We start from the raw sequence: 23378 nt of genomic DNA, 5'->3' as shown, positions 1-23378 counted from the left end.
ATGAGTATTGAGATGTGAGATTTGAGACTTGAAACTGCTTAATCTTTGTTTTTCCAGTGCTTGATAATTCTTTTTCCAAAAATATTGCTTCCAATTCTAACCATGGTACTTCCTTCTTCTATAGCTAGTTTATAATCGGCAGACATACCCATTGAAATCTCTTTAAAGAAATCGTCTTTCCTGAAATAGCTTACTTTAATGCCATCAAATAGCACTTTCAACTCATTAAATTCTGTACTAGTTTGTTTTTCGTTTGCTGTGTTGGTTGCAATACCCATTAAACCAATAATTCTTACATTTTTCATAGCTGCAAATTCCTCAGAACGCAGCAATTCAACAGCTTCATCGAACGCTAAGCCAAACTTTGTCTCTTCATCTGCAATATAAATTTGCAGCAAGCAATCAATCACACGGTTATGCTTTGCCGCTTGCTTATCAATCTCTTTCAAAAGTTTAATACTGTCAACAGATTCTATCAGTTTTACAAAGGGAGCAATGTATTTTACCTTGTTGGTTTGTAAATGACCAATCAAATGCCATTCAATATCGGTTGGTAATTGCGATTGTTTTTCTACCATCTCCTGCACCAAATTTTCTCCAAAAACCCTTTGGCCAGCATCATAAGCTTCTTTTACAGCCTCTACCGGATGATTTTTAGAAACAGCTACAAGTTTAACTCCGTCGCTTTCAATTTCGTTTTTATATTTTAATAAGTTATCAGCAATGCTCATTTATCAGTATTTTTGCAGGTAAAATTAATTATTACCAACGAAACCACATAGGCACATAGCATTTTATGTTAGCTATCTCAACGCTAAGCTGTAATTAAGTTTAAGTAAAGCTATGTTTACTATGTGTTTAAAACATTTTGATGAGATAGAAATGATAAGATTTTTCTTAGTAGTTTTTTGCATTACGCTGTTAATGGCTTGTAAACCTGGTATACCCAAGGATATTGTACAACCAGATGAAATGGAAAAAATATTGTTTGATATACATGTAGTAGATGGGTATGTATCTTTAATATCGGTGCCAGATAGTGCTAAAAAAGTAACTGCACCACTATACAAAGGAATTTTTAAGAAATACGGTATAGACTCTGCCACCCATGCAAGAAGTATGGCGTACTATTATCAACATCCAGATTTGCTATCGAAAATGTATGATAAAATTAGTAGCAAAGTGGGTAAGGCTAGAGATGTAGAAATTAAAAAGCGAGAGAAAGAAGAGAAAGTACGAGCACAAAAGGCAGCCAAATTACTTAAAGCGGCAGAAGCCAAAAAAATAGATTCGATTAAAAAATCTATCAAGAAAAAACAAATAGATACTGCCAAAAAGAAGCCGAAGCCATTAACAAGTTTATCAAAATCTACCAAATAATATGCTGTACCCCGAAAATTGTGAAGAGAGATTAGGATTTAACGAAGTTAGGCAATTGGTACGCAAACATTGCCTAAGTACGATGGGGCAAAACCTGGTAGATAAGATGCAGGTAATGTCTAAGTTTGATCAAATAGATAAGTTTCTTCGTCAAACAAAAGAGTTTAAAAGCATTCTCGAAAATCAAGAGCCGTTACAAATTAATGCTTTTTTTGACATTAAAACATTGGCCGATAAGATTAGGGTAGAAGGTAGCTATTTGATGGAGGAAGAGCTTTTCAAGATATACACTTCGCTACAGACCGTATTTTCTGTAATTAGATTTTTTGACGAACGTAAAGAGCTTTATCCAAGTTTAGAAGCACTGTTTGAACATCTTCCGATAGAAAGAGACATCCTTAAAAAGATAGAAACTGTATTGGATGCCAAAGGAAAAATTAAACCCAACGCATCTAAGGAACTATTTGAAATTATCACTGCTATTGCAAAAGGCGAGCAAGAAGTACGTAGAAAAATGGATGCCATCTATAAAAATGCAGTGGCAAGCAATTGGGTAGCCGATGGTAGTTTAACCGTACGTGATGGTAGAATTTGTATTCCTATTTTAGCCGAAAACAAACGTAAACTGAAAGGTTTTATCCACGACGAGATCTGCCAGTGGACAAACCGTATATTTAGAGCCTGAAGAAGTTTTTACGCTAAACAACAAACTCCGCGATTTAGAATTTGATAAACGAAGAGAGATCATTCGCATTTTAATTGCTACAACTGATGAGTTAAGGCCGTACACTCCAATTTTATTATCTTATCATAGCTTTTTAACAAAGTTGGATTTTGTAAGAGCAAAAGCTTTGTTCGCTATCCAAGTAGGTGGGCAAATGCCGATGTTGCAAAAAGATTCCAAAACAAAGCTGATCAATGCTCGCCATCCATTGTTGCTGCTTTCGTTTGCGAACGAGCAAAGTGGTAAAAGTGTGGTGCCGCTAAATATTCATATTAACGATGGAATGCGCATAGTACTGGTTTCGGGACCAAATGCGGGTGGTAAGTCTGTTTGTATGAAAACTGTTGGCTTGTTACAGATGATGTTGCAAACGGGCTTGCTGGTTCCGGTAGATGAACACAGTGAAATGGGTGTTTTTAATCAGATTTTTGCAGATATTGGCGACGATCAATCTATCGAATCAGATTTGAGTACTTACAGTGCGCACCTCAATAAAATGCGCTATTTTGTCGCTCATGCTAATCCAAAAACTTTAGTATTAATTGATGAGTTTGGCACAGGAACCGATCCGCAATTTGGCGGGCCAATGGCCGAAGCAGTGCTGGAAGTACTGAACAAAAGAAAGGTAAGAGGAGTAATTACCACACACTATTCTAATTTAAAACTTTTTGCTGGCGATACCGAAGGATTGGAAAACGCATCGATGTTGTTTGATAACAGCAAAATGAAGCCGCTTTACATTCTAGATATCGGTAAACCAGGCAGTTCTTATGCTTTCGAAATTGCGCAAAATATTGGTTTGCAAAAAGAAGTTTTGGAGCTAGCCAAAAACAAAATTGGCACTAACCAGAATAGTATCGATAAGTTGTTGGTAAATTTAGAGAAAGAAAAACGACAAGTTCATGAAACCAAAGTGAAGTTGGGCAATCAGCAAAATAGATTGAACCAACTGCTTGCCGAAAACGAAAAGCAAAAGGCATATTTAGAAGAGAATAAAAGAACTTTGGTAAAAGAAGCCAAGTTAGAAGCACAAAACATCATTAAAGACGCCAATAAATTAGTTGAAAATACCATTGCGCAAATAAAGCAGCAACAAGCAGACAAAGAAGCCACTCGCCAAATTAGACAAAACCTACAAAAAGGTTTGGCTAAAAACCAAGTTAAGATTGAAGAGCCAAAACCTGTAATTGAGTTTGATGATAGTGAACTAGAGGTAGGAGATTGGATACAGCTTGTTGGTACAGAAAACACAGGTCAAGTTTTAGAAATCAATAAGAACAACTTAGTAGTTGCTTTGGGCGATTTGCGTTCTGTAGTAAAGCGTAACCGGGTACAGAAAATTAGTAACAGACAAGTTAAAAAACTGGTGCAACGCAGTTCTTACACCAGCAGTTTAAATGATGCCGTTAGTAGCTTTAGGGCCGAGTTAGATTTGCGTGGAATGCGTGGCGAAGTTGCCTTGCAAGAATTGGAAAACTACATGGATAAAGCCATTATGTTGGGTTTTCCGTCTATCAAAATCATTCATGGCAAAGGCGATGGTATTTTGCGTAAACTAATTAGAACTCATTTGAAAGGCTACAAGCAGGTAGATAGAATGGAAGATGAGCATTTAGATAGAGGCGGAGATGGAATTACCTACGTTTACATGAAGTAACTTGGTAGGCACAGATGCAGAGTTAAATATATAAGAAAATCAGTATGCCAATGGTATAAATTAATAGTCAATTATGCCAATCTAATAACTACCTGATTTAATGTGATTTGCGATTTTTTTCGCTAAAGATAAATTTGCATAGGTTTGGTATAAGCTCTTAAGTAATGCCAAAATTCACATTTTTAGGCTTTAGAGTAGTTTCTTAGTGTATTTTTTACAACCCTGCTAACTACATTTTACTTTTGTAAAGCAGTAAAGAAATCCTAATTTAGCCGCAAACACACCAAATATGATTAATAAAGTTGTAGCAAATGCTGATGAAGCAATTGCTGATATTAACGACGGGAAAACTTTGATGCTAGGCGGATTTGGCCTTTGCGGTATTCCTGAAAACTGTATTTCGGCCTTGGTAAAAAAAGGCGTTAAAAATTTAACCTGCATTTCTAATAATGCCGGCGTTGATGATTTTGGCATAGGTTTGATGTTGCAGCAACATCAGGTAAAGAAAATGATTTCTTCTTATGTTGGAGAAAATGCTGAATTCGAGCGTCAACTATTAAGTGGCGAGTTAGAAGTAGAATTGATCCCTCAAGGAACTTTGGCTACTCGTTGTTTGGCTGCTGGCTACGGCATGCCTGCAATTTTTACGCCTGCTGGTGTAGGAACCGAAGTGGCCGAAGGCAAAGAAATCAGAAACTTTGATGGTAAAGATTACTTGATGGAATACGCTTTCGATGCTGATTTCGCTATCGTAAAAGCTTGGAAAGGCGATACCGCTGGTAATTTGATTTTCCGATCTACCAGTAGAAACTTTAACCCAGTAATGGCAATGGCGGGCAAAACAACCATTGCAGAAGTAGAAGAGCTGGTAGAAGTTGGCCAGCTAGATCCAGATCACGTTCATACACCAGGAGTTTATGTGCACCGAATTTTTCAAGGTAAAGATTACGAGAAGAGGATAGAGCAGAGAACTGTGAGGACAAAGGAACAAGGATAAATGAGCAAGGAAAAACAAAGACAAAATCTAATTCCACTTTGTGCTGTTCGTGCCTTTGTGGTTAAAAAACAAAAAAATGCTTGACAAAAACGGTATCGCGAAACGTATCGCTAAAGAAATAAAAGACGGTTACTATGTTAACCTTGGCATTGGTATTCCAACCTTGGTAGCCAATTACATTCCGGAGGGAGTTAACGTAGTACTGCAATCTGAAAATGGTTTATTGGGAATGGGGCCTTTTCCTTTTGAGGGCGAAGAAGATCCAGATTTAATTAATGCAGGTAAACAAACCATTACTACCTTACCAGGTTCATCTATTTTTGATTCGGCCATGAGCTTTGGCATGATCAGGGCTCAAAAAATTGATTTAACCATTTTAGGAGCGATGGAAGTTTCTGAAAATGGAGACATTGCTAACTGGAAAATTCCAGGGAAAATGGTAAAAGGAATGGGTGGCGCAATGGACTTGGTAGCCTCTGCAAAGAACATTATTGTAGCCATGCAGCACGTAAACAAAGCAGGAGAGAGCAAGCTGTTGCCGTCTTGTACTTTACCTTTAACAGGAGTGAAGTGCATCAAGAAAATTGTAACCGAATTAGGTGTATTTGATGTTTTACCAGAAGGTGGATTTAAACTGTTGGAAAGAGCGCCTGGTGTAAGTGTAGAGGAAATTAGAAAAGCTACGGCTGGTAAGTTGTATGCCGATGACGACGTGCCAGAGATGGTGGTTTAGCCTTAATTTATAGTGCTGTCGTCATTTCGAACGCAGAGAGAAATCTAGATAATTGCGCTAAGCATATCGCTAGATTTCTCCTCATTCTTCGTCGAAATGACGTTTACTTTAACGCTTCAATAATTCCAATCACATCGTTCTTTCCAAAACCCTTGTCTTGTGCACCTTGATAAGTATCAATCATCGCTTGCGATAAGGGGAAATCTGCACCAGCTTTTTGCGCTAATAAAATATCCTTCAACATTAAATCTAAAGCAAAAGCGGCAGGATAACTATCATTAATTAGCAATGGTGTTTTTACTTTGGTAGCTCCGTTACCACAAGCACTTTCGTTGATGATTTCTAGCATATCCTTGCGCTCTAAACCTAACTTTTCAGAAAACAAAACCGTTTCTGCCAATCCTTGATAAATAAGGGATAAGAAATAATTGATAGAAAGTTTAGCAGCAATGCCACTTCCGTTGGCACCCAAATGCTTGGTTAGTTTTCCTAATTTTTCAAAGTACGGTTGAGCTCTTTCTACGTCTTTTTCATCGCCACCAGCCATTATAATTAAAGTTCCTTCTTTAGCTGGCCGGGTGCTACCTGCAACTGGTGCATCTATAAATCCAGCATTTTTAGCTTTAACTAGTTGGGCATTTGCCAAAGAACATTCCTGAGAAATGGTACTACAATCTATGAAAAGCTTTCCATCTAGTTCTTCCTTTAAAACTTCTTGATAAACTTGATTTACAGCATCGTCATTGGTTAACATCGTGAAGATGATGTCGCAATTATTCACAAGTTCCGAAATACTTTGGCAAACTGTAGCTATTGCTTTAAAATCTTCTGTTTTATCTATAGATCGATTATAAACTGATAAATTATATCCTGCTTTTAACAAGTTTTTGGCCATCGGATTGCCCATGTTGCCTAAACCTATCCAACCTAATTTTGTATTGTTCATTGTTATTTTATTAAAAAAATATGTCCGTCATTTTTACGAAGTGAAATCTAACGATATGTTTAGCATAACCTTTTAGATTTCTCTCTACGTTCGAAATGACGGACAGAATATGAGCAATTTCTAAGCTTGCAAATCGCTCATAATAGTTTTGATCTTTTCGTTCAGTTTTTGCTCTGTAGATTTAAAATCATTAGCACTTGCTAAAGGCTCGTTTACACTGCAATAAAATTTAATCTTTGGCTCAGTACCACTTGGTCGAGCAGAAATGATGCTGCCATCTTCGGTAATAAACTGTAGTACATCAGATTTAGGGAAACCTAGTTCTTGGCTACTACCTGCTTTAATATCAGTTACTTTATTTAACTCATAGTCTTTTAACGTAACTACAGGCGAACCACCCAAAGTAGCAGGAGGGTTGTTTCTAAACTGCTCCATCATCGCTTTAATTTCTTCAGCGCCTGTTTTTCCTTTTTTGGTTATCGAAACTAGATCTTCTTTGTACATGCCATATTTCACATACATTTCAATCATTGCTTCATATAAGCTACTGCCTTTATCTTTGTAAAAAGCAGTCATTTCGGCAATAAAAGCACAAGAAATTACGGCATCTTTATCACGCACCAAATCGCCAACTAAGTAACCATAACTTTCTTCGCCGCCCACAATAAATTGCTTTTTGCCTGAAAGTTCGGTCATAATTTTGCCAATCCATTTAAAACCAGTAAGCGTGTCAAAGTACTCAACTCCTTTTTCTTTACAAATAGCTTTAATTAAACTAGTGGTTACAATAGTGCTTACTACGTATTCATTTCCAGTTAGTTTTCCTTTTTCTTGCCAAGCGGTTAACATGTAATTTACTAACAAGCTTCCAGTTTGGTTACCATTTAACAATACAAACTTTCCATCAGTATTTTTTACGGCAATACCTACACGGTCGGCATCCGGATCGGTTGCCAAAACTAAATCAGCGTCAATTTCTTCTGCTTTTTTCAAGGCCAAAGTCAAAGCTTCTTTTTCTTCCGGATTTGGATAAACCACTGTAGGGAAATTTCCATCTGGCTTGCTTTGTTCTTCAACAATGGTTACGTTAGTGAAACCAAATTGAGCCAAAGCAGGTGGTACTAGCGTAATGCCCGTACCATGAATAGGAGAGAACACAATCTTTAAATTCTTTTGACGCTCAATCGCATCTGGAGAAACAGAAAGTGCGGTAATTGCATTCAAGTATTTTTGGTCAATTTCTTCTCCAATTAGCTCAATATTGGCATCAACTCTATCAAATTTAACTTCATCAATGCTTTTGATCGCAGCCACCTCGTCCATTACCATTTTATCGTCTGGAGAAGTAAACTGACCGCCATCTGCACCGTAGGCTTTGTAACCGTTGTATTCTTTTGGGTTATGCGATGCCGTTAACATTACGCCACTTTTACAACCTAATTCGCGAATGGCGAAAGAAAGTTCTGGTGTTGGGCGTAAAGCTGAAAAGAAATATACCTTAATTCCATTTGCAGAGAATACATCGGCAGTAATTTTAGCAAACACGTCAGAATTGTTTCTGCTGTCATGTGCTATAGCCACACAAATTTTCTCGCCTGGATATTTTTTTAATAGGTAATTGGCTAAACCTTGCGTAGCGGTGCCAATAGTATATTTATTTACACGATTAGATCCTGCGCCCATAATACCACGTAAACCACCCGTACCAAACTCTAAATTCCTATAAAAAGCATCCGTTAGCTCAGTATAAGCTTCTTGGTCTATTAATTTTTGTATATCTGATTTGGTAATTTCATCATAGTTACCGTTAAGCCATTGTTGTACGGTTGCGTGGGTAGTTTGATCTAGTTGCATATTTTTTAATAGAGTTAATATCGGTGTAAAGACAAATAATATTTGGTTGGGTTTTGTAAAATTAAATAAATCGACATTTTATTTTGCTTATTTAGCTGAAATTAACAGTCTTTTATTTATTTTCACGACCCGTTACAATAATAATAAAAATCTATATCCTATAACCTAAAAAATGAAATCATTCTGTTAAAATTGGAATAGTTTCACTAAAAATTAAAAATGAAAATTTTAAAATTCGGTGGCACCTCTGTGGGTAGCCCAGAACGTATGAAAAAATTGTTGGATATTGTTAATCCGGCAGAAAGACAAATCGTAGTATTATCGGCCATGTCTGGTACTACAAATAGCTTGGTAGAAATTTCAAACGCGTTACTGAAGGAAGACAAGAAGAAGGGCATCGAATTAATCAATACATTAAAGGATAAGTACGATGCTGTTGTTGCTGAGTTGTTGCCAGAGAGCGTAGAAGGCGATTTTAGAGCGCAAGGTCAGGAAGTAGTAGATTATCATTTCAATTTCTTACTAACATTAGCAAATGATATTTTTACTGCTATTGAAGATAAGGTAGTTTTGGCGCAAGGCGAATTATTATCTACCACTTTATATCACGTTTATTTGAAATCTATTGGCATACCATCGGTATTGTTACCAGCCTTAGATTTCATGAAGATAGATGAAGATAATGAACCGGTTATTCCGTACACTACAGAAAATTTAACACCAATTTTAGAAGCAAACCCTGACACCAACTTGTTTATTACGCAAGGTTTTATTTGCAGAAACAGCTTTGGCGAGGTAGATAATTTACGTCGTGGTGGTAGTGATTATACTGCCTCTTTATTAGGTGCGGCAATTTTAGCAGAAGAAGTTCAAATTTGGACGGACATTGATGGAATGCACAACAACGATCCTCGTATTGTGAAAGGAACTAAACCAATTGCTAATTTGTCTTTTGATGAGGCTGCTGAGTTAGCTTATTTTGGTGCCAAGATTTTACACCCGCAGTCGGTTTTTCCTGCTCAGCGATATAAAATTCCTGTTCGTTTGTTGAATACGATGGAACCGCAAGCTTTTGGTACGGTAATTAGCACGGAAAGTGAGAAAGGAAAAATCAAATCTATTGCTGCAAAAGACGGAATTACTGCAATTAAAATACAAAGTAGCCGAATGTTGTTGGCTTATGGTTTCTTACGTAAAGTTTTTGAAGTTTTTGAGCGTTATAAAACGCCAATTGATATGATTACCACTTCGGAGGTTGCCGTGTCTTTAACAGTAGATTTTACCGATAATTTAGATAAAATTGTAGAAGAACTAAATTCTTTTGGAAGCGTAGAGTTAGATAGAAACCAGACTATTGTATGTGTAGTGGGGGATTTTGGAGCAGAAAAGCATGGTTTTGCTTCAAAAGTGTTAGATGCAATTAAACACTTACCTGTAAGGATGATTTCTTATGGTGGTAGTGCATATAACATCTCGCTTTTAATTAATACTGATGATAAAGTAGAAGCCCTGAGAAGCTTGCACAACAGAATTTTTGAGTAACTTATTATAAGTATTCATTTCGACGAAGGATGAGGAGAACCGAAAGCCTGCGAAGTAAAATTTAGCAAATAGATTATCAATTGTTAGATTTCTCTCCCGAAGAAAAATCGGGATCGAAATGACGAACATTAGTACGGTTTTGAAAAACTGAATGAAGTTAGTTAAACCCGATTGAAACGAAAATAATTTTTGTAAGTGTCATCCTGAGCTTGTCGAAGGATTTAAGTAAATAGATGCTTCGATAAACTCAGCATGACAAGATGCAGAAAGCATTGCCAACAAAAAGATTGAAGTGAAAAGCGGGACTGATTTAAGATAGATGTACTGTCATTGCTTTTCACAAGTTAACGATAGTAGAAATAAATAAAAACAAAAATTAATATCAATACAATTGAGATACGAATTCTTCTTTCGAACTCTCTGCGACTGATGTTTCCACGACGGTAATCGATATAATTGCCAACGTAGATAGCGGTTAACAAGAGTAGTAAGAGGATGAGTATAAATTTCAAGATTATGTTTTCGGATAAAGATATAGCACATTTTTCGAATTTAGAAACGCCATTTTACTATTACGACCTGAATTTGCTGAGAGAGACATTGAAAGTTTGTAGTGAGGCGGCTAAAGCCTATAATTTTCATGTGCATTACGCCATGAAAGCTAACTTTAATGATAAAGTTTTAGCGCAAATTAAACTAGTTGGTTTTGGCGCTGACGCAGTAAGTGGCGGCGAAGTAAAAAAGGCGATTGAAAGTGGTTTTGCAAATAGTAAGGTGGTTTTTGCGGGTGTTGGAAAATCCGATAAAGAAATTAATTATGCGTTAGACCAAGATATTTTCTGCTTCAACGTAGAGTCGTTGCAAGAGTTGCAAGTAATCAATCAATTGGCGGAGAAAAAAGGTAAAGTTGCCAAAGTAGCTATCCGTATTAATCCTAACGTAGATGCGCATACCCATGCTAACATCACTACGGGTTTAGATGAAAACAAGTTTGGGATTAACTCTTGGGATATGCCGGCTTGTGCTGATATTTTAAATGTTTCGGCTAATCTATCATTTGTCGGTATCCATTTTCACATCGGCTCGCAAATTACCAATTTGGATGTTTACAAAAACCTGTGTGTTCGTGTAAATGAGTTTGCAGCTTGGTTCGAAGATAGGGGGTTAAGCGTTAAAGTTACTAAATGTCGGTGGCGGCTTAGGTATTGATTATCACAACCCAAATGCTCAAATTCCAAATTTTGAGGCTTATTTTAAAATATTTGCAGATTTCTTGGAGATCAAACCTCATCAAGAAGTTCATTTTGAATTGGGTAGGGCATTGGTTGGTCAGTCTTCATCTTTAATTAGTCGTGTGCTTTATGTAAAAAATGGCAAGAAAAAGAACTTCATTGTTTTAGATGCCGGTATGACGGAATTAATGCGTCCAGCTTTATATCAGGCCTACCATCAAATTGAGAATTTGTCTCAAATCTCAAATCTCAAATCTCAAATCTCAGTTAAATACGATGTAGTAGGGCCAATTTGCGAGAGCACCGATTGCTTTGGTAAAGAAGTCGCTTTGCAGGAAACCTTTAGAAATGATTTGATTGCCATTAGAAGTACAGGCGCTTACGGCGAAGTAATGGCGTCTAATTATAACCTGCGTGATGCCATTGTAACAGTAACCAGCGAAGATTACTAAATCAGTATGAAACATATTCAAAAGCCAGCAGATTTCATAATGCTGGCTTTTGCGTTTATTTCCTTTTGCTGGATACGAAAACCACCACACCTGCAATTAGCGCAATACCACCAGCATAAGGTGGCCAATTCACAGATTTTTCTTTGTCTGCGCTAATTTGGATAGGACCAGCGTCAACTATTTTTTCTTTTTTGGTGTAGGTAAAGCCACTCCAAACCAACATGATTAGTCCGATGACAATTAATACTATTCCTAATGATTTTCCCATAATAATGAATTTATTAAGGAACAGCTATGTAATGCTAATTGTTTCGGGCTTTGATAGCAGTTGCTAATAGCGATTTAATTTTTTCATAGGGTAAATCTTCTTGAGGGTCGATCAATAGAATTTTCATCTTTGCTCGCTTTTCAACCAACAAATCTTCATCATTCAATAAATTCCCGTCTACAAAACCAATATAAGGCTGCTTGTGCTTTTTGTGTATCCATAAATAACAAAGCATTTTTCCTCTATAATAAAAGAATGGCAGTTTATATTTCCATTCTGGCGTTATCTCATCATTTGTAGATAAAATGATATCCCTTAAACCTAGTAAACAACTTTGAAGAGGTTCTTCTTGCTTTAAATAAAATTGATCAAGCTCGCTTAACATCCTTAAAATTAAAAATCTACCTCTTCAAAAAAATCGATTAAACCGCCTAAATAATATTCTTTAATACCTTCTGTAAATTCCTCAAAGTCTTCATCAGGAATATTGGTTTGTACAAATTCTAATGAAGTTCCCTTGTTGTCTGGATGCAATTTAATGGTAACAATAGATGGTTCATTTTCTTCGCCGAAATACCACTGTTGCACTATTTTTTTGTTAGGCTCAAATTCTAAGTTTTTACCAACAATATCGCCATCCCAAAAAGAAAACTCTGTGCCGGCTTCTTCTTCAAATTCTACCTCGGCGCCAGTCCATAACTGAATACTTTGCGCTTTGGTTAATGCTAAATAAACTTCTTCGGGCGGAGCGGGTAGTGGCGTATATTTTTTAAATGTTTTCATTGTTTTTTGTTTAGCGATTAGCGCTTGGCGAAGTTACATTATTAACGCTATACGCTAATCGCTTATCTAGAATTACTTAAACGCATTGATCCCAGTAACGTCCATACCGGTAATTAGTAAATGAACATCATGCGTACCTTCGTAAGTTACTACAGACTCTAAATTCATCATGTGGCGCATAATAGAATACTCGCCAGTAATGCCCATGCCACCCAACATTTGACGGGCATTGCGGGCAATATCTAAAGCAATTTCAACACTATTACGTTTGGCCATTGAAATTTGTTCAGCAGATGCTCTATTTTCACTTTTCAACTTGCCTAAGCGCCAAACCAATAATTGTCCTTTCGTAATTTCAGTAATCATTTCCGCTAACTTCTTCTGTTGTAGTTGGAAACCACCAATGGGCTTACCAAATTGTTCACGTTCTTTGGAGTAGCGCAAAGCAGTGTCGTAACAATCCATAGCGGCACCCAGAGCGCCCCAAGCAATGCCATAACGAGCCTGGTTTAAACATCCTAATGGGCCTTTTAAACCTTTGATGTCTGGAAATACGTTTTCTTTAGGAACTTTCACATTGTCAAACACCAATTCGCCAGTGGCCGATGCTCGCAAGCTCCATTTGTTGTGTGTTTCTGGCGTACTAAAACCTTCCATGCCACGTTCCAAAATCATACCTCTAATTTTACCTTCTTCATCTTTAGCCCAAACCACAGCAATATCAGCAAAAGGAGCATTAGAAATCCACATTTTAGCGCCATTTAAAAGGTAATGATCGCCTTTATCTTTAATGTTACTTACCATACCGCCCGGATTAGAGCCATGATCTGGTTCGGTTAAGCCAAAACAGCCCATTAATTCGCCCGTAGCTAATTTAGGTAGGTATTTCTTGCGTTGCTCTTCGGTTCCGTAGGCGTAAATGGGGTACATTACCAAAGAGCCTTGTACTGAAGCTGTAGAACGGATACCCGAATCGCCACGTTCAATTTCTTGCATAATGATACCATAAGCCGTATAGTCTAAGCCAGCACCGCCATATTCTACTGGGATGGTTGGGCCAAAAGCACCAATTTCTCCCAAACCTTTAATTAAGTGCTTCGGAAACTCCGCTCGTTGCGCATAATCCTCAATAATTGGACTTACTTCTTTCTTAACCCATTCTCTAACAGAAGCACGTATCAATAAGTGCTCTTCAGATAAAAGTTCATCAACCAAATAATAATCAGGGGCTTCGTAAAGGTCTTTTCTTACTGATTTGCTCATTTCAAAAGGGTTTTATTTTGTTAATTGGTTAACATCAAAGTTAGTAAAATACCTTAATCCCTAAACAAAATTTAGGTATAATTGCGTTCACAAAACTTAAAAGATAATGTATACGCAAACCGTTGCCTTAAAAGATGTAAGGTGCCACGCCCTTCATGGGTTTTACCCAGAAGAGCAGTTAATTGGCTGTATATTTATGGTTGATGCAGAAGTGACTTTTACTACTGATAACAATGATAGTGAAAATTTGGACAAAACAGTTAACTACGAGGTACTGAACAATATTATCACTATAGAGATGGCTAATACACAAAAACTGCTAGAAACCGTAGTTAAAAATATATTGGAGAAAATTAAAACTAAATACCCTTTTATAGAAACGGTAAAGGTGGGTATTAGAAAAATGAACCCACCTATGCCAGGCCAAATAGGCCAGTCTTTTGTACAATTAACTTACACAAGAAGTTAAGCTAACTGCTCAAAAGCTATCATTTTACTTCTTTCTTTCTCTGGTATTGCTACTGGGCTTTTGCTCTCGTAATCATAAACTACACAAACTGTTTTGCCTTTGCTGCAAAGAATTTCTTCGTTATTTTTGAGTTTTACAATCGCATATTCTAAATCAAAACTGGTATTGCCAATGCGTGAAGTACGTACATAAATACTGATTTTATCGCCTGGATGAATTGGTTTGATGTAGGAATTTTCTGCTTTTCCTATTACTACCCCAGTTTTTTTCCAATCCCATTGAATAGCCTGTTTCCAATATTTCGTTCTTCCTATTTCCATATAGGTAAAATAAACGGCATTGTTCACGTGGCCCATCATATCAAGATCGGTAAACCGCATTTCTAAATCGGTTCTGTACTTGAAATGATCGGTTTTAATTTCTAGTTCTGACTTTGTGTCTGTTTTGTTTTCTTTTTTACGCCAAAATGTCTTGAATATCATATTTTTTTGAATTGGAATACAGTTTGAATAGAGCTTAACAATTAAAAACTTAAATAAAATAATAAGGAGATATAAAAATGAGCTTAGTAAAATTTAACAACAGAACTAGACACACAGCACCATACTTTAACAACGTATTTGATTCATTGTTTAGCGATGCATTAAATAAAAATTATGGAGTAAGTAAAATGCCAAATGTTAATATTTTAGAAACACCTAATAATTATAAAATTGAATTGGCAGCACCGGGGTTAAATAAGGACGATTTTAAGATAGAATTGAAAAAAGACAATCTTTCTGTTTGGGCCGAAAGAAAATCTGAGCAGACAGAAGAGCAAAAAGATTATACTCGTAAAGAATTCGAATATACCTCATTTGCAAGATCATTTGTTTTGCCAGAAGTTGTTGATACAGAAAAGATTAATGCGGAGTATGTAAATGGAATATTAAATATTACCATTGGTAAAAAAGAACAAGCTAAAGACGAGCACAAAGAAATTGTAGTTTCATAATACAATGTTGATAGCCCATTGTGGGTTTGGTTTAAGGTAACAAGGGCACATTGAAAAATGTAGCCCTTGTTTTTTTGATGCTACTGCTAAAATAAAGTGAAATTTTACTCGATTTAAAAGCTTACCTATCGCAGTTTTTCAAGTCGTTGGCTACCTGTTCGTAAGTATACATTCCCTGCTTATTTCCAAACGAATTGGTAATGTACACCGTTACTTGCGCAATATCTATGTCATGTAAATCCTTAAAACCTGGCATTTTCTCATGATAACTTTTACCATTGATTTGCATAGGTTCGTTAACTCCATTTTTAATATAACAAGCCAATTTCTGCTTATTAATTTTTAAAAATATAGTATCGGTTAAAGGAGGCGCTAGTTCTCCCAAGCCTTCGCCATTTTCTCCGTGGCAATTTTGACATCTGGCCTGGTAAATATCCTTTCCATTAGACATGTATTTAGACATTTCTATTTCGCTAGCACTTTGGCAAGCATTAATAGCCATTGTAATAGATCCAAAAAATAAGCAGTAAACGGCTACTTTTCGCAGTGTAACACTTTTAACTTTTAACTTTTGACTTTTCACTTAGTTAGTCTTTTTCAGCTAATAAAACATCCATATCATTTTTCAGTTTCTCAACTTCTTCGGGTTTAGTACCATCATAAGCGCCTCTAATACGTTTGTGCTTATCAATTAAAACCAACCAACCTTGGTGTATGTAACCGTCTGTTGCACTGCTATCTTCTTGTACCGCTACTAGATAATCTTTTTCGGCAATGCTGTAAACTTCCTTTTTATCGCCCCAAACAAATTGCCATTGCGGTACATCTACACCTAGTTTTTGTGCATATTTTTTCAATACAGAAGGTTTATCGTATTTAAAATCGATGGTGTGTGATAAAAACATTACATCTTTGTTGTCTTTGTATTTATCAAAAATTGTTTTCATGTTGCGATGCATTACCGGGCAAATGGTACTGCATGATGTAAAAAAGAAATCGGCTACGTAAACCTTGTTCTTAAATACATCTTGAGTAAGCTCTACACTATCTTGGTTTAAGAACTTAAAATCGGGGATAGTTTTGTAGATGGTATCTATTTTCTCGTTGCCATTAGCATCTTTGATGATTTTCGCTTCTCTATCTCCGTAAATAGGCAATTTTCTTTCTTGCGTACAAGCTGCACCAAACGTAATTAAGCAAGCTAGGGCCGCATATCCTAATATCTTCTTCATCTCTATTTTTTTAAATATTGTTCTGGGTTTTTATCAAATTTCAATTTACATCCTTTACCGCAAAACACATACTCTTGCTTTTGGTAAGTGCTTTTAAGGTTAGTAGATGTTTTTACTTTCATTTTGCAGACAGGGTCTATTTTTACACTATCGGCTACTTTGGCTTTACTGTTTTGCTCTGTTGAGCTGTTTGCGTATAATGCTCCAAAGCTTAGGGCAAAAATACAGATTATTAAAGTTGTTTTCATGTTGTTAAAAGTGTTGATGCCACAGATGCACAGATTTTCTTCTCGATGTACATGTAGATTTTCAATACAAAACTGATAATGAAATCAATTCGATAGCTATTGTACCTACTTAAGAAAAGCAAAATATCTGTGCATCTGTGGCTAAAATTAATTATTGTTTTATAAATGGTTTTGCTTGCTCTATTGCTTTTTCTAATTGGATTTGCACTTGCTTAACGCTATCCAATTGGCCTTCAAAATATTTCAGCGCTTCCGTTTTAGTGCCTTTAAAATCGAGCTGGAAATTGTGCATCCAATCCATCATTTTATCATCGGCCAAGTTAAGCTGATGTATCGATTTTTTTAATTCGATGGTATCAGCATTGTTTTGCTCGCGTTTATCTTTCAATAGACTATCTAGCTTAAATGTAGTTTTAACAGCTTTTTCGTTAACCACCATGGCTTCGTTGTGCAAATCATCAATAGTTTTTTTGATGGCCAGTTCGTTATCAGCCTGTTGGCAAGCATTAAATGTGATTATAATTACTAAGGTTAAATATTTTATTTTTTTCATTGTATTAAATTTAAAAAGGCACAGAAAAATGAACCATTAATCGGTTGCCCGCTTTGGCTCGTTTGCCTGCTAATTCTTGTGAAACAATTGTTTGATAATTAGCCCCTAACGAAAATTTACTCATTGCTAACTCAAAACCAGTGACCAATGAGGCCGAATGTCCACCAGATACAGCTACCTCATATTTGTTATTTTCGATGTCTTTATCAGCGGTTTCGTACAAAATACCTACGTTAGGAGCAAAGGTTAATTGATGGAACAACCTAAATTTATAGTACATTAACGCATTGGTAGTTAGCTTATTTCCATAACGATATTCATATTGGTTAGCGGTATTGATTTTGTAATTGGCATTAAGATTTACGCCCAAATCGTTCAAGCGAACATCGTAAGCGGCGTTTACCGTAAAGTCTGTACTGGCTGTTCCTAGTTGGAAATTATTTGGAGTTTCTGTTACTGCCAAACGTTCGCTAGGCTCGTATTTACCGGTCGGAGCTTTTACACCAGCCCCTAACCAAAGCGAATGCACCAGCAACTTACTGTCAAAACTTTTACTTTTAGTAAAGAGGTTGTAGTAGCCCATCAATGCAATATCTCCCAAACCACTTTTTGAGCCAGAGCTAGCTTGCGAAGTACGTTCATTGAAATTGTAAGGTACAAAGGCCAATACTCTAAACTTCTTTCCTAAATTCCAGCCGCCCCAAAGTTCAGCGCTTTGGTAAGTTTCATCAGTAGTTAGTGGTGTAACGTTTCCCTGCGGACCTAAATGTGTTTGCAATAGCTTGTGTTGGTACCTTAAGCCGATGAAACGTTTGTTGTATTCTGGCAAAATGCCGATGTAGTAACTACCCACACCACAGCCGCAAATATCGCAAGCAAACAAACTGAGTGGAGAGACTATTAAGGCCGTAATGATTATTTTCTTAAAATTCATTATTGTTCTGCTAAAAGTTTATCGTTGATGAAGTCTTCATCGTTAAGCGTGTTTAAGAATGCTGTAATTTTTGTTTTATCATTTACAGATAATGCAATGCCCAATCTGCCATTATTTAACAGCGGGTCTACATTTTGCGTAGCCCGTACTTCGGAGTTGTAATGCTCTAAGACGCCGTTCAAAGTCAAAAACCTGCCATCGTGCATATAAGGAGAAGTATATTTCAAGTTTCTGAGTGATGGCACCTTAAACTTATACTTGTCGGTTTCAATTAAAGTAGCAGTATACAGCCCTTTATCATTTACCGGACTAATGCCCAAGCCATTGTTCCTAAACGAAGCATCGGTAAATAGCGGTTCGGTATGGCAAGTGCCACATTTATCCTTAAAAATATTGTAGCCTTCCAATTCCTCGGCTGTAAAAGATGCGCCCGCTTCCTTTCTCATTACCTTATCATATTTAGAATTGCTACTGATACACATGAGCATAAACTGCGATAACGCTTTCATGAAATTTGCAGTGTTGATTTCTTCGGTACCAAAAGCTGCTTTAAACTTGCTGGTGTACTTTGGCATGGCTCTCAACTTGTTGTAAACATTTTCTAAATTCTCGTCCATTTCTTCGTGGGTGGTAATTGGAATAATGGGTTGCGTATCTAAATCGTACACGCCGCCGCCCCAGTTAAAAGCTTTGTTCCAAGCTAAATTCATGATGGGAGGAGAGTTTCTCGTGCCTAAACGATCATCAATGCCATGGCTAACATCGTGTCCGTGTTGGGTAAATGCCGAAGATTGGATGTGGCAAGAGCCGCAAGTGATGGTATTATTCCTCGAAAGTCTGGGCTCATAAAAAAGCATCCTTCCCAGCTCAAAACCATCTTTTGTAATTGGATTATTATCGAAGTTATATACTGTAGCTGGAAAATTAGTTGGTTTTTGAAACCCTAGAAATGTTTCTATTTGCTCAATTACGGCCGAATTTTTTTTACAAGCCGCAATAAATAAACCTAAAATGAGCAAAACAATAAAATGCTTCCTATTCATAACTTAATTTTCGGTATGATCGTGAGTGAAAAGTTGGGGAAAGTTTTTAGCGATATTCACACTATAATCGCTAAACATTACGTTTGGATGTGCGGCAATACTAAAAGAATTTGTTCCATTAAAAACCTTCATTACATCTACAAATAGATGTACATTACTTTGTCTATCTTTTCTAACTTTGGCTATCCCGGCAGCATTCAAATCAACAGTAATTACCTTAATGTTGTTAATTGTAGGAGCACTGTACCCCCCAAAGCCTCCAATATGATATTTAAACTGTTTTTTACCTGTTGGGTCTCCATTCGCATCATCAGAAATTACGCTAGAATTGCCTTCAAGTTTGAAAAATATGTAGCCAGCATTCCAGCCCCAGTACATGCCGCCGGTATCATGCCCGCCCCCAGCCGCTGGATCTAAAACTCCAGTCCGCTTAGACAAATCCATCGTACTGCGTAAGCTATCAACGCCCAAAGTAAAGGTCACTTTGGTGTAATCGCCTTCTGGTACCTGCACCTTAGTAAATCTAGTATTTCGGTCGGCGCCATTAATTAGAAAATAGCTTTTATCTTGCGGAACAGTATATGTTTTACCATTGGCGGTGGTAACTTTAATGTTGCTGATAAAATATTGTAGCATCGAAATGGAGAACTTTTCTCCAGCGGCATTAGTATACAAACTGCCTGTGTTGTTGATCGAGAAAGTCCTGTCGCCAACAATATTGTCAAACTCAATAGAGAAGGGGGCAAGGTTTTCTTCATCAAAATCGGGAGTGGGATCATCGTTTTTGCTACATGAACTTAAAATTATCGTTAAGATGGTGGCGAGGTATAAAATTTTCTTTTTCATCATTATTGATGTGGATTACTAAAATCTTTATTGTTTGTAAAATCTTGATCGGTGAGTGCGTTTAAAAATGCTTTGATGGCAGCCTTTTGGCTTTCGGCAAGTGGGATGCCTAATTGCCCACTATTTTGAAAAAGCTTTTGATCTATACTTGCGGATGATTTCAGTCCGCTATTGTAATGCTCCAATACTTGGTCAATGTTGGCAAACCTGCCATCGTGCATGTAAGGGGCGGTTAACATTACGTTGCGTAACGAAGGTGTTTTAAATGCACTCAAATCTGCAGCTTGGTAGCTTACCCTAAATCTTCCTTGATGAATACCTTCATGGTCATCACTAAAATTGGCATCTAAACCATTGTTATGGTAGTTATTATCGGTAAATAATTCTCCTGCGTGGCAACCTTTGCATTTTTGCTCTACCAAAGTCATACCTTCTAATTCTTGCGCAGATAATTGAACGCCTTCATTGCGTCTGTATTTATCGTACTTAGAATTTGCTGAGATTAGCGTTCGTTGAAACTGAGCCAAAGCCTTTACCACATTTGCCGAAGTAATACCATTTTTAAATGCTTGCTCAAAAAGCGTCCTATATTCAGGTATCGCTTTCAGTTCTACTTCCAATGCGTTCAAATCTTGCCCCATTTCATCAAAAGCGGTTAATGGGCCAAAAGCTTGAGACTCTAAATTGGTAGAGCCACCGTCCCAAAATAAACCGTTGTTGGCCCAAATTAGGTTAAACAATGCCGGTGCATGCCTGTGCAAGGGCTGTTTAGAAACGCCAATGTTATTTAAGGCTACTCCATCACTAAATGCCAAATCTTGTTGGTGGCAAGAAGCGCAAGAAATTTTGTTATTGCCCGATAGCCGTTTATCGTAAAAAAGCAGCCTGCCTAATTTCACACCGGTGGTAGTCAATGGGTTTTCTATATCATCAACCCAAGCCGGCATATTATTCGGTACATTTAAACGGAAATTCTCATTGGTAGCTACTAGAGCAGTTTCTTCTTTTTTACAAGAAGAAACTGCTAGTGCCAAAGCCAGCCATAAAATCGGTGCCTTTGCCTTACTCATTTTAGTTTACTGAAGCTACGCTAAAAACTTTGGTGCTGTAATTGTTGGCCAAAGTGGTCATGGTAGTAGCCTGCGCTGCACCCACAATAGGGGTGGCAGTTACGTCAATGCCATCTAATGCTTTGGCTACATCGGCCTTAAGGTTAATGCTAGAAGCCTCGGTACCGCCTACTTTTAAATTTTGCGGAAAGTTTAAACTAACACTTTTGTAATTTGCATTTAAACCAGTTTCTACCTGTATATTTTTAGTTACAGCACTCTCAGTAACTTTACCGGCAACGGCAGTGAAGATGTAACTGGTGTGCCACATCCAAGATACATTGGTCATGCCGTTCAGTTGAGAAAGCTCTCCAATTGTTAAACTTAGGTTATCATTGTATTTAGATTCTACACCTACACCGAATTTGATGCCTTTGTACTCGCCAGCAGGAATATCGCTTAGTTCTACCAATTCTCTTTTATTTGCTGGGTAGGTATAAGCCCCGTCTTGTACAGTTACCGCAGCTGTTTCTTCCAATAAGAAATACGATTTTGGTACACTGTATTCTTCGCCGTTGGCTTTTACCAATACTACATTACTTACCCAATACCTAAACTTATTAAAGTTGTAGGTTTTTGTACCAGCGGTAAAATTGGTGTTCAATGCAAAATCAGCATTCCCAAAAACAGCATCGAAATTAACGGCAACTTTGCCAGAACTATCTAAAATTGGTGATGTATCGTCTTTATCGCACGAACTGAATAAAACGGTAATGATGGTAAGAATAGATAAAATCTTTTTCATTTGATTTTTGAATATAGTAAGGTCATACTATTGCTAAAGTTCTCGTGAAAAGGATAAAAAGCATGAAATTTAGGCGAAAACACAATAATATGCTACAACCTAAAGCTCGGTACAGTTTAACAGCTTAACAGACAACCGTTGCAATGGATGACTTGATTTTTAAATAATAATTTGAATTTGCTGTAAAAGCTAACTTACAGCACAATGTTAGTGTAACTTATCGTGACCAATCGTAGTTGATGATCAGTTACGCCACAAAAATGAACTTACTATACTAATTTTGGAGGATGGTAGATGGTGTTGGCAATGCCAATGGGTCTTTGTTGCAGATAGAAAGGAATAGGCATTTCCAAAATATGTTCAAAAGTATGGAAAGCTAGCTCATATTCGCCGGGAGCCACCGTTTCAATTAAACGTTTGGTATGTTCCTGTTCCTGTTTGTTTTTTTGCTCGAGCTCTTTCAGTTTAATATCCAAGAAACATTTACCCTCGCAATGAAGCGCTGGTTTATCTTTGTTGGTACACAAAACCGACGAAATATATGATTTATTGAAATGGTAGGAGGTAGAAACAATCCAATAGTTAAAGCAATTGGCTAAAATGCCAACTAACAATAACCCTGCGACTAATTTTCTACAGATTTTCATCGGCAGCAAAGTTAGGGAATGATGGTGGTTTTTCCTAATGTAAAGCGAGTTTTTGAAAAACTAAACCTGCTGATTTTCGCAGATTGAACCGCAGATTTAAGAAGATTTGATGCCTGCGGAAATTAGCGGAAAAATCACTGAAATCTATGTTAGAGGCAATTAAACAGTTAGCCAAAGCCTAACAGCACTTATAATAAACCTTCACTTTCTGCTCCTTTGCCGACCAAGCAATATACACGTTGTGGTCTTTACCTAAACGATAATCGAAGCCGTTAAGATTACTGTTTTTTAGCTCGTTATAAAACGCTTTGTCTGGAACGTTGTTGTCTGGTTGTTCATCTGCTGTAACTGCAGGCTCTAAAAAATGATGTTCTTCGAAAAAGTAGGCAATTTCTTCTTTTAAGAATTTCATCTTGTCACTTTCCTTTTTCAGGTCCGCAGTAGCGATATAGTTATTTAGTAGTTCCGCTGTTTTGATTTCTTGTCTATAAATTTCTTTTCCAGCAGCAGTGGTAATGGTAAAAAGCAGCTGCATGTCTTTTGTATCGTTACCCATTAAAGCAACTTTGAAAGTATCTAACTTGATGCTGTCAGAGAAAGCAAATGTGGTTGTTTTCTGTAGATCATCAGCATTGCCAGCACTTTTATTCGTAGATGAGTTACAGGCGTAGATTAAGCCAACAATTAATAATGCAGGAATAATAACTTTCTTCATTATATAGGTTTT

At 36.9% G+C, this 23378-nt stretch carries 25 protein-coding genes and 2 pseudogenes; 8 read left to right on the top strand and 19 right to left on the bottom strand.

Features of this window, described 5'->3' with window-relative positions; genetic code table 11:
- Positions 1–38: 38 nt before the first annotated feature.
- Complete coding sequence (locus OVA16_RS15705) at positions 39–731, bottom strand: YggS family pyridoxal phosphate-dependent enzyme (RefSeq protein ID WP_267761292.1); 693 nt, start codon at positions 729–731, stop codon at positions 39–41.
- Positions 732–843: 112 nt separating this feature from the next.
- Between OVA16_RS15705 and OVA16_RS15700 the strand changes: the two genes are divergently transcribed.
- The 4 genes and pseudogenes from OVA16_RS15700 (at position 844) to OVA16_RS15685 (ending at position 5491) form a co-directional block, all read left to right on the top strand.
- Positions 844–1380: a DUF4296 domain-containing protein gene (locus OVA16_RS15700; protein ID WP_267761288.1), complete on the top strand. Its 537-nt coding sequence runs from the start codon at positions 844–846 to the stop codon at positions 1378–1380.
- 1 nt (position 1381) lies between these two features.
- Positions 1382–3761: pseudogene (locus tag OVA16_RS15695) on the top strand (endonuclease MutS2).
- A gap of 289 nt (positions 3762–4050) precedes the next feature.
- Entirely contained in the window at positions 4051–4758 is a 708-nt protein-coding gene (locus tag OVA16_RS15690; protein WP_267761285.1) for a CoA transferase subunit A, read from the top strand.
- A gap of 76 nt (positions 4759–4834) precedes the next feature.
- Complete coding sequence (locus OVA16_RS15685; RefSeq protein ID WP_267761283.1) at positions 4835–5491, top strand: CoA transferase subunit B; 657 nt, start codon at positions 4835–4837, stop codon at positions 5489–5491.
- A gap of 103 nt (positions 5492–5594) precedes the next feature.
- Here OVA16_RS15685 and OVA16_RS15680 read toward each other — a convergent pair whose 3' ends face one another.
- Positions 5595–6437: an NAD(P)-dependent oxidoreductase gene (locus OVA16_RS15680; protein WP_267761280.1), complete on the bottom strand. Its 843-nt coding sequence runs from the start codon at positions 6435–6437 to the stop codon at positions 5595–5597.
- Positions 6438–6557: 120 nt separating this feature from the next.
- Entirely contained in the window at positions 6558–8291 is a 1734-nt protein-coding gene (locus tag OVA16_RS15675) for a phospho-sugar mutase (RefSeq protein ID WP_267761277.1), read from the bottom strand.
- A 219-nt stretch (positions 8292–8510) separates the two neighbouring features.
- Between OVA16_RS15675 and OVA16_RS15670 the strand changes: the two genes are divergently transcribed.
- Both OVA16_RS15670 and lysA read left to right on the top strand, forming a co-directional pair.
- On the top strand, positions 8511–9833 hold the full coding sequence (locus tag OVA16_RS15670) for an aspartate kinase (RefSeq protein ID WP_267761275.1): 1323 nt from the start codon (positions 8511–8513) through the stop codon (positions 9831–9833).
- Between the two features lie 516 nt (positions 9834–10349).
- Positions 10350–11517 (top strand): annotated as a pseudogene (gene lysA, locus OVA16_RS15665) (diaminopimelate decarboxylase).
- Positions 11518–11572: 55 nt separating this feature from the next.
- Here the strand turns inward: lysA and OVA16_RS15660 are convergent.
- From OVA16_RS15660 to OVA16_RS15645, 4 genes are all read right to left on the bottom strand, one after another.
- Positions 11573–11785 carry a hypothetical protein gene (locus OVA16_RS15660; RefSeq protein ID WP_267761273.1) on the bottom strand — a complete coding sequence of 71 codons (213 nt, stop codon included), beginning with the start codon at positions 11783–11785 and terminating at the stop codon, positions 11573–11575.
- A gap of 34 nt (positions 11786–11819) precedes the next feature.
- Positions 11820–12170, bottom strand: a complete 351-nt coding sequence (locus tag OVA16_RS15655) for a DUF1801 domain-containing protein (RefSeq protein ID WP_267761271.1) — start codon at positions 12168–12170, stop codon at positions 11820–11822.
- An 8-nt stretch (positions 12171–12178) separates the two neighbouring features.
- On the bottom strand, positions 12179–12568 hold the full coding sequence (locus tag OVA16_RS15650; RefSeq protein ID WP_267761268.1) for an SRPBCC domain-containing protein: 390 nt from the start codon (positions 12566–12568) through the stop codon (positions 12179–12181).
- A gap of 72 nt (positions 12569–12640) precedes the next feature.
- Positions 12641–13831, bottom strand: coding sequence for an acyl-CoA dehydrogenase family protein (locus OVA16_RS15645; protein WP_267761266.1), 1191 nt, complete (start codon positions 13829–13831; stop codon positions 12641–12643).
- Between the two features lie 106 nt (positions 13832–13937).
- Between OVA16_RS15645 and folB the strand changes: the two genes are divergently transcribed.
- Positions 13938–14300 carry a dihydroneopterin aldolase gene (gene folB, locus OVA16_RS15640; RefSeq protein ID WP_267761262.1) on the top strand — a complete coding sequence of 121 codons (363 nt, stop codon included), beginning with the start codon at positions 13938–13940 and terminating at the stop codon, positions 14298–14300.
- Here folB and OVA16_RS15635 read toward each other — a convergent pair.
- Complete coding sequence (locus tag OVA16_RS15635; protein WP_267761260.1) at positions 14297–14782, bottom strand: acyl-CoA thioesterase; 486 nt, start codon at positions 14780–14782, stop codon at positions 14297–14299. The two genes, folB and OVA16_RS15635, sit on opposite strands and share 4 nt — an antisense overlap.
- A 77-nt stretch (positions 14783–14859) precedes the next feature.
- On the opposite strand from OVA16_RS15635, the gene OVA16_RS15630 reads away from it, so the two are divergent.
- Entirely contained in the window at positions 14860–15294 is a 435-nt protein-coding gene (locus OVA16_RS15630; protein WP_267761258.1) for an Hsp20/alpha crystallin family protein, read from the top strand.
- A 121-nt stretch (positions 15295–15415) separates the two neighbouring features.
- Here OVA16_RS15630 and OVA16_RS15625 read toward each other — a convergent pair whose 3' ends face one another.
- The 11 genes from OVA16_RS15625 to OVA16_RS15575 all read right to left on the bottom strand — a co-directional run bounded on the left by OVA16_RS15625 (position 15416) and on the right by OVA16_RS15575 (position 23366).
- Entirely contained in the window at positions 15416–15796 is a 381-nt protein-coding gene (locus tag OVA16_RS15625; protein ID WP_267761256.1) for a c-type cytochrome, read from the bottom strand.
- An 85-nt stretch (positions 15797–15881) separates the two neighbouring features.
- Positions 15882–16526, bottom strand: a complete 645-nt coding sequence (locus OVA16_RS15620; protein ID WP_267761254.1) for an SCO family protein — start codon at positions 16524–16526, stop codon at positions 15882–15884.
- 2 nt (positions 16527–16528) lie between these two features.
- A complete protein-coding gene (locus OVA16_RS15615) occupies positions 16529–16774 on the bottom strand; it encodes a YHS domain-containing protein (RefSeq protein ID WP_267761252.1) in 246 nt (81 codons plus the stop codon).
- Between the two features lie 151 nt (positions 16775–16925).
- Positions 16926–17327: a hypothetical protein gene (locus tag OVA16_RS15610; protein ID WP_267761250.1), complete on the bottom strand. Its 402-nt coding sequence runs from the start codon at positions 17325–17327 to the stop codon at positions 16926–16928.
- Between the two features lie 10 nt (positions 17328–17337).
- Positions 17338–18261 (bottom strand): transporter, encoded by a 924-nt coding sequence (locus tag OVA16_RS15605; protein ID WP_267761247.1) that lies wholly within the window; start codon positions 18259–18261, stop codon positions 17338–17340.
- On the bottom strand, positions 18261–19304 hold the full coding sequence (locus OVA16_RS15600) for a cytochrome-c peroxidase (RefSeq protein WP_267761245.1): 1044 nt from the start codon (positions 19302–19304) through the stop codon (positions 18261–18263). Before OVA16_RS15600 ends, OVA16_RS15605 begins: the two co-directional genes overlap by 1 nt.
- A 3-nt stretch (positions 19305–19307) precedes the next feature.
- Entirely contained in the window at positions 19308–20153 is an 846-nt protein-coding gene (locus tag OVA16_RS15595; RefSeq protein WP_267761243.1) for an MbnP family protein, read from the bottom strand.
- A complete protein-coding gene (locus OVA16_RS15590) occupies positions 20153–21220 on the bottom strand; it encodes a cytochrome-c peroxidase (protein ID WP_267761240.1) in 1068 nt (355 codons plus the stop codon). The genes OVA16_RS15595 and OVA16_RS15590 overlap by 1 nt, the downstream gene beginning before the upstream one ends.
- Before the next feature lies 1 nt (position 21221).
- A complete protein-coding gene (locus OVA16_RS15585; protein WP_267761237.1) occupies positions 21222–22004 on the bottom strand; it encodes an MbnP family protein in 783 nt (260 codons plus the stop codon).
- A gap of 269 nt (positions 22005–22273) precedes the next feature.
- On the bottom strand, positions 22274–22651 hold the full coding sequence (locus OVA16_RS15580) for a hypothetical protein (protein ID WP_267761234.1): 378 nt from the start codon (positions 22649–22651) through the stop codon (positions 22274–22276).
- Between the two features lie 178 nt (positions 22652–22829).
- Positions 22830–23366, bottom strand: coding sequence for a hypothetical protein (locus tag OVA16_RS15575; RefSeq protein WP_267761232.1), 537 nt, complete (start codon positions 23364–23366; stop codon positions 22830–22832).
- Positions 23367–23378: the final 12 nt, after the last annotated feature.

The organism is Pedobacter sp. SL55 (assembly GCF_026625705.1).
Lineage (GTDB): Bacteria > Bacteroidota > Bacteroidia > Sphingobacteriales > Sphingobacteriaceae > Pedobacter.
This window is presented reverse-complemented; position numbering and strand designations above follow the sequence as displayed.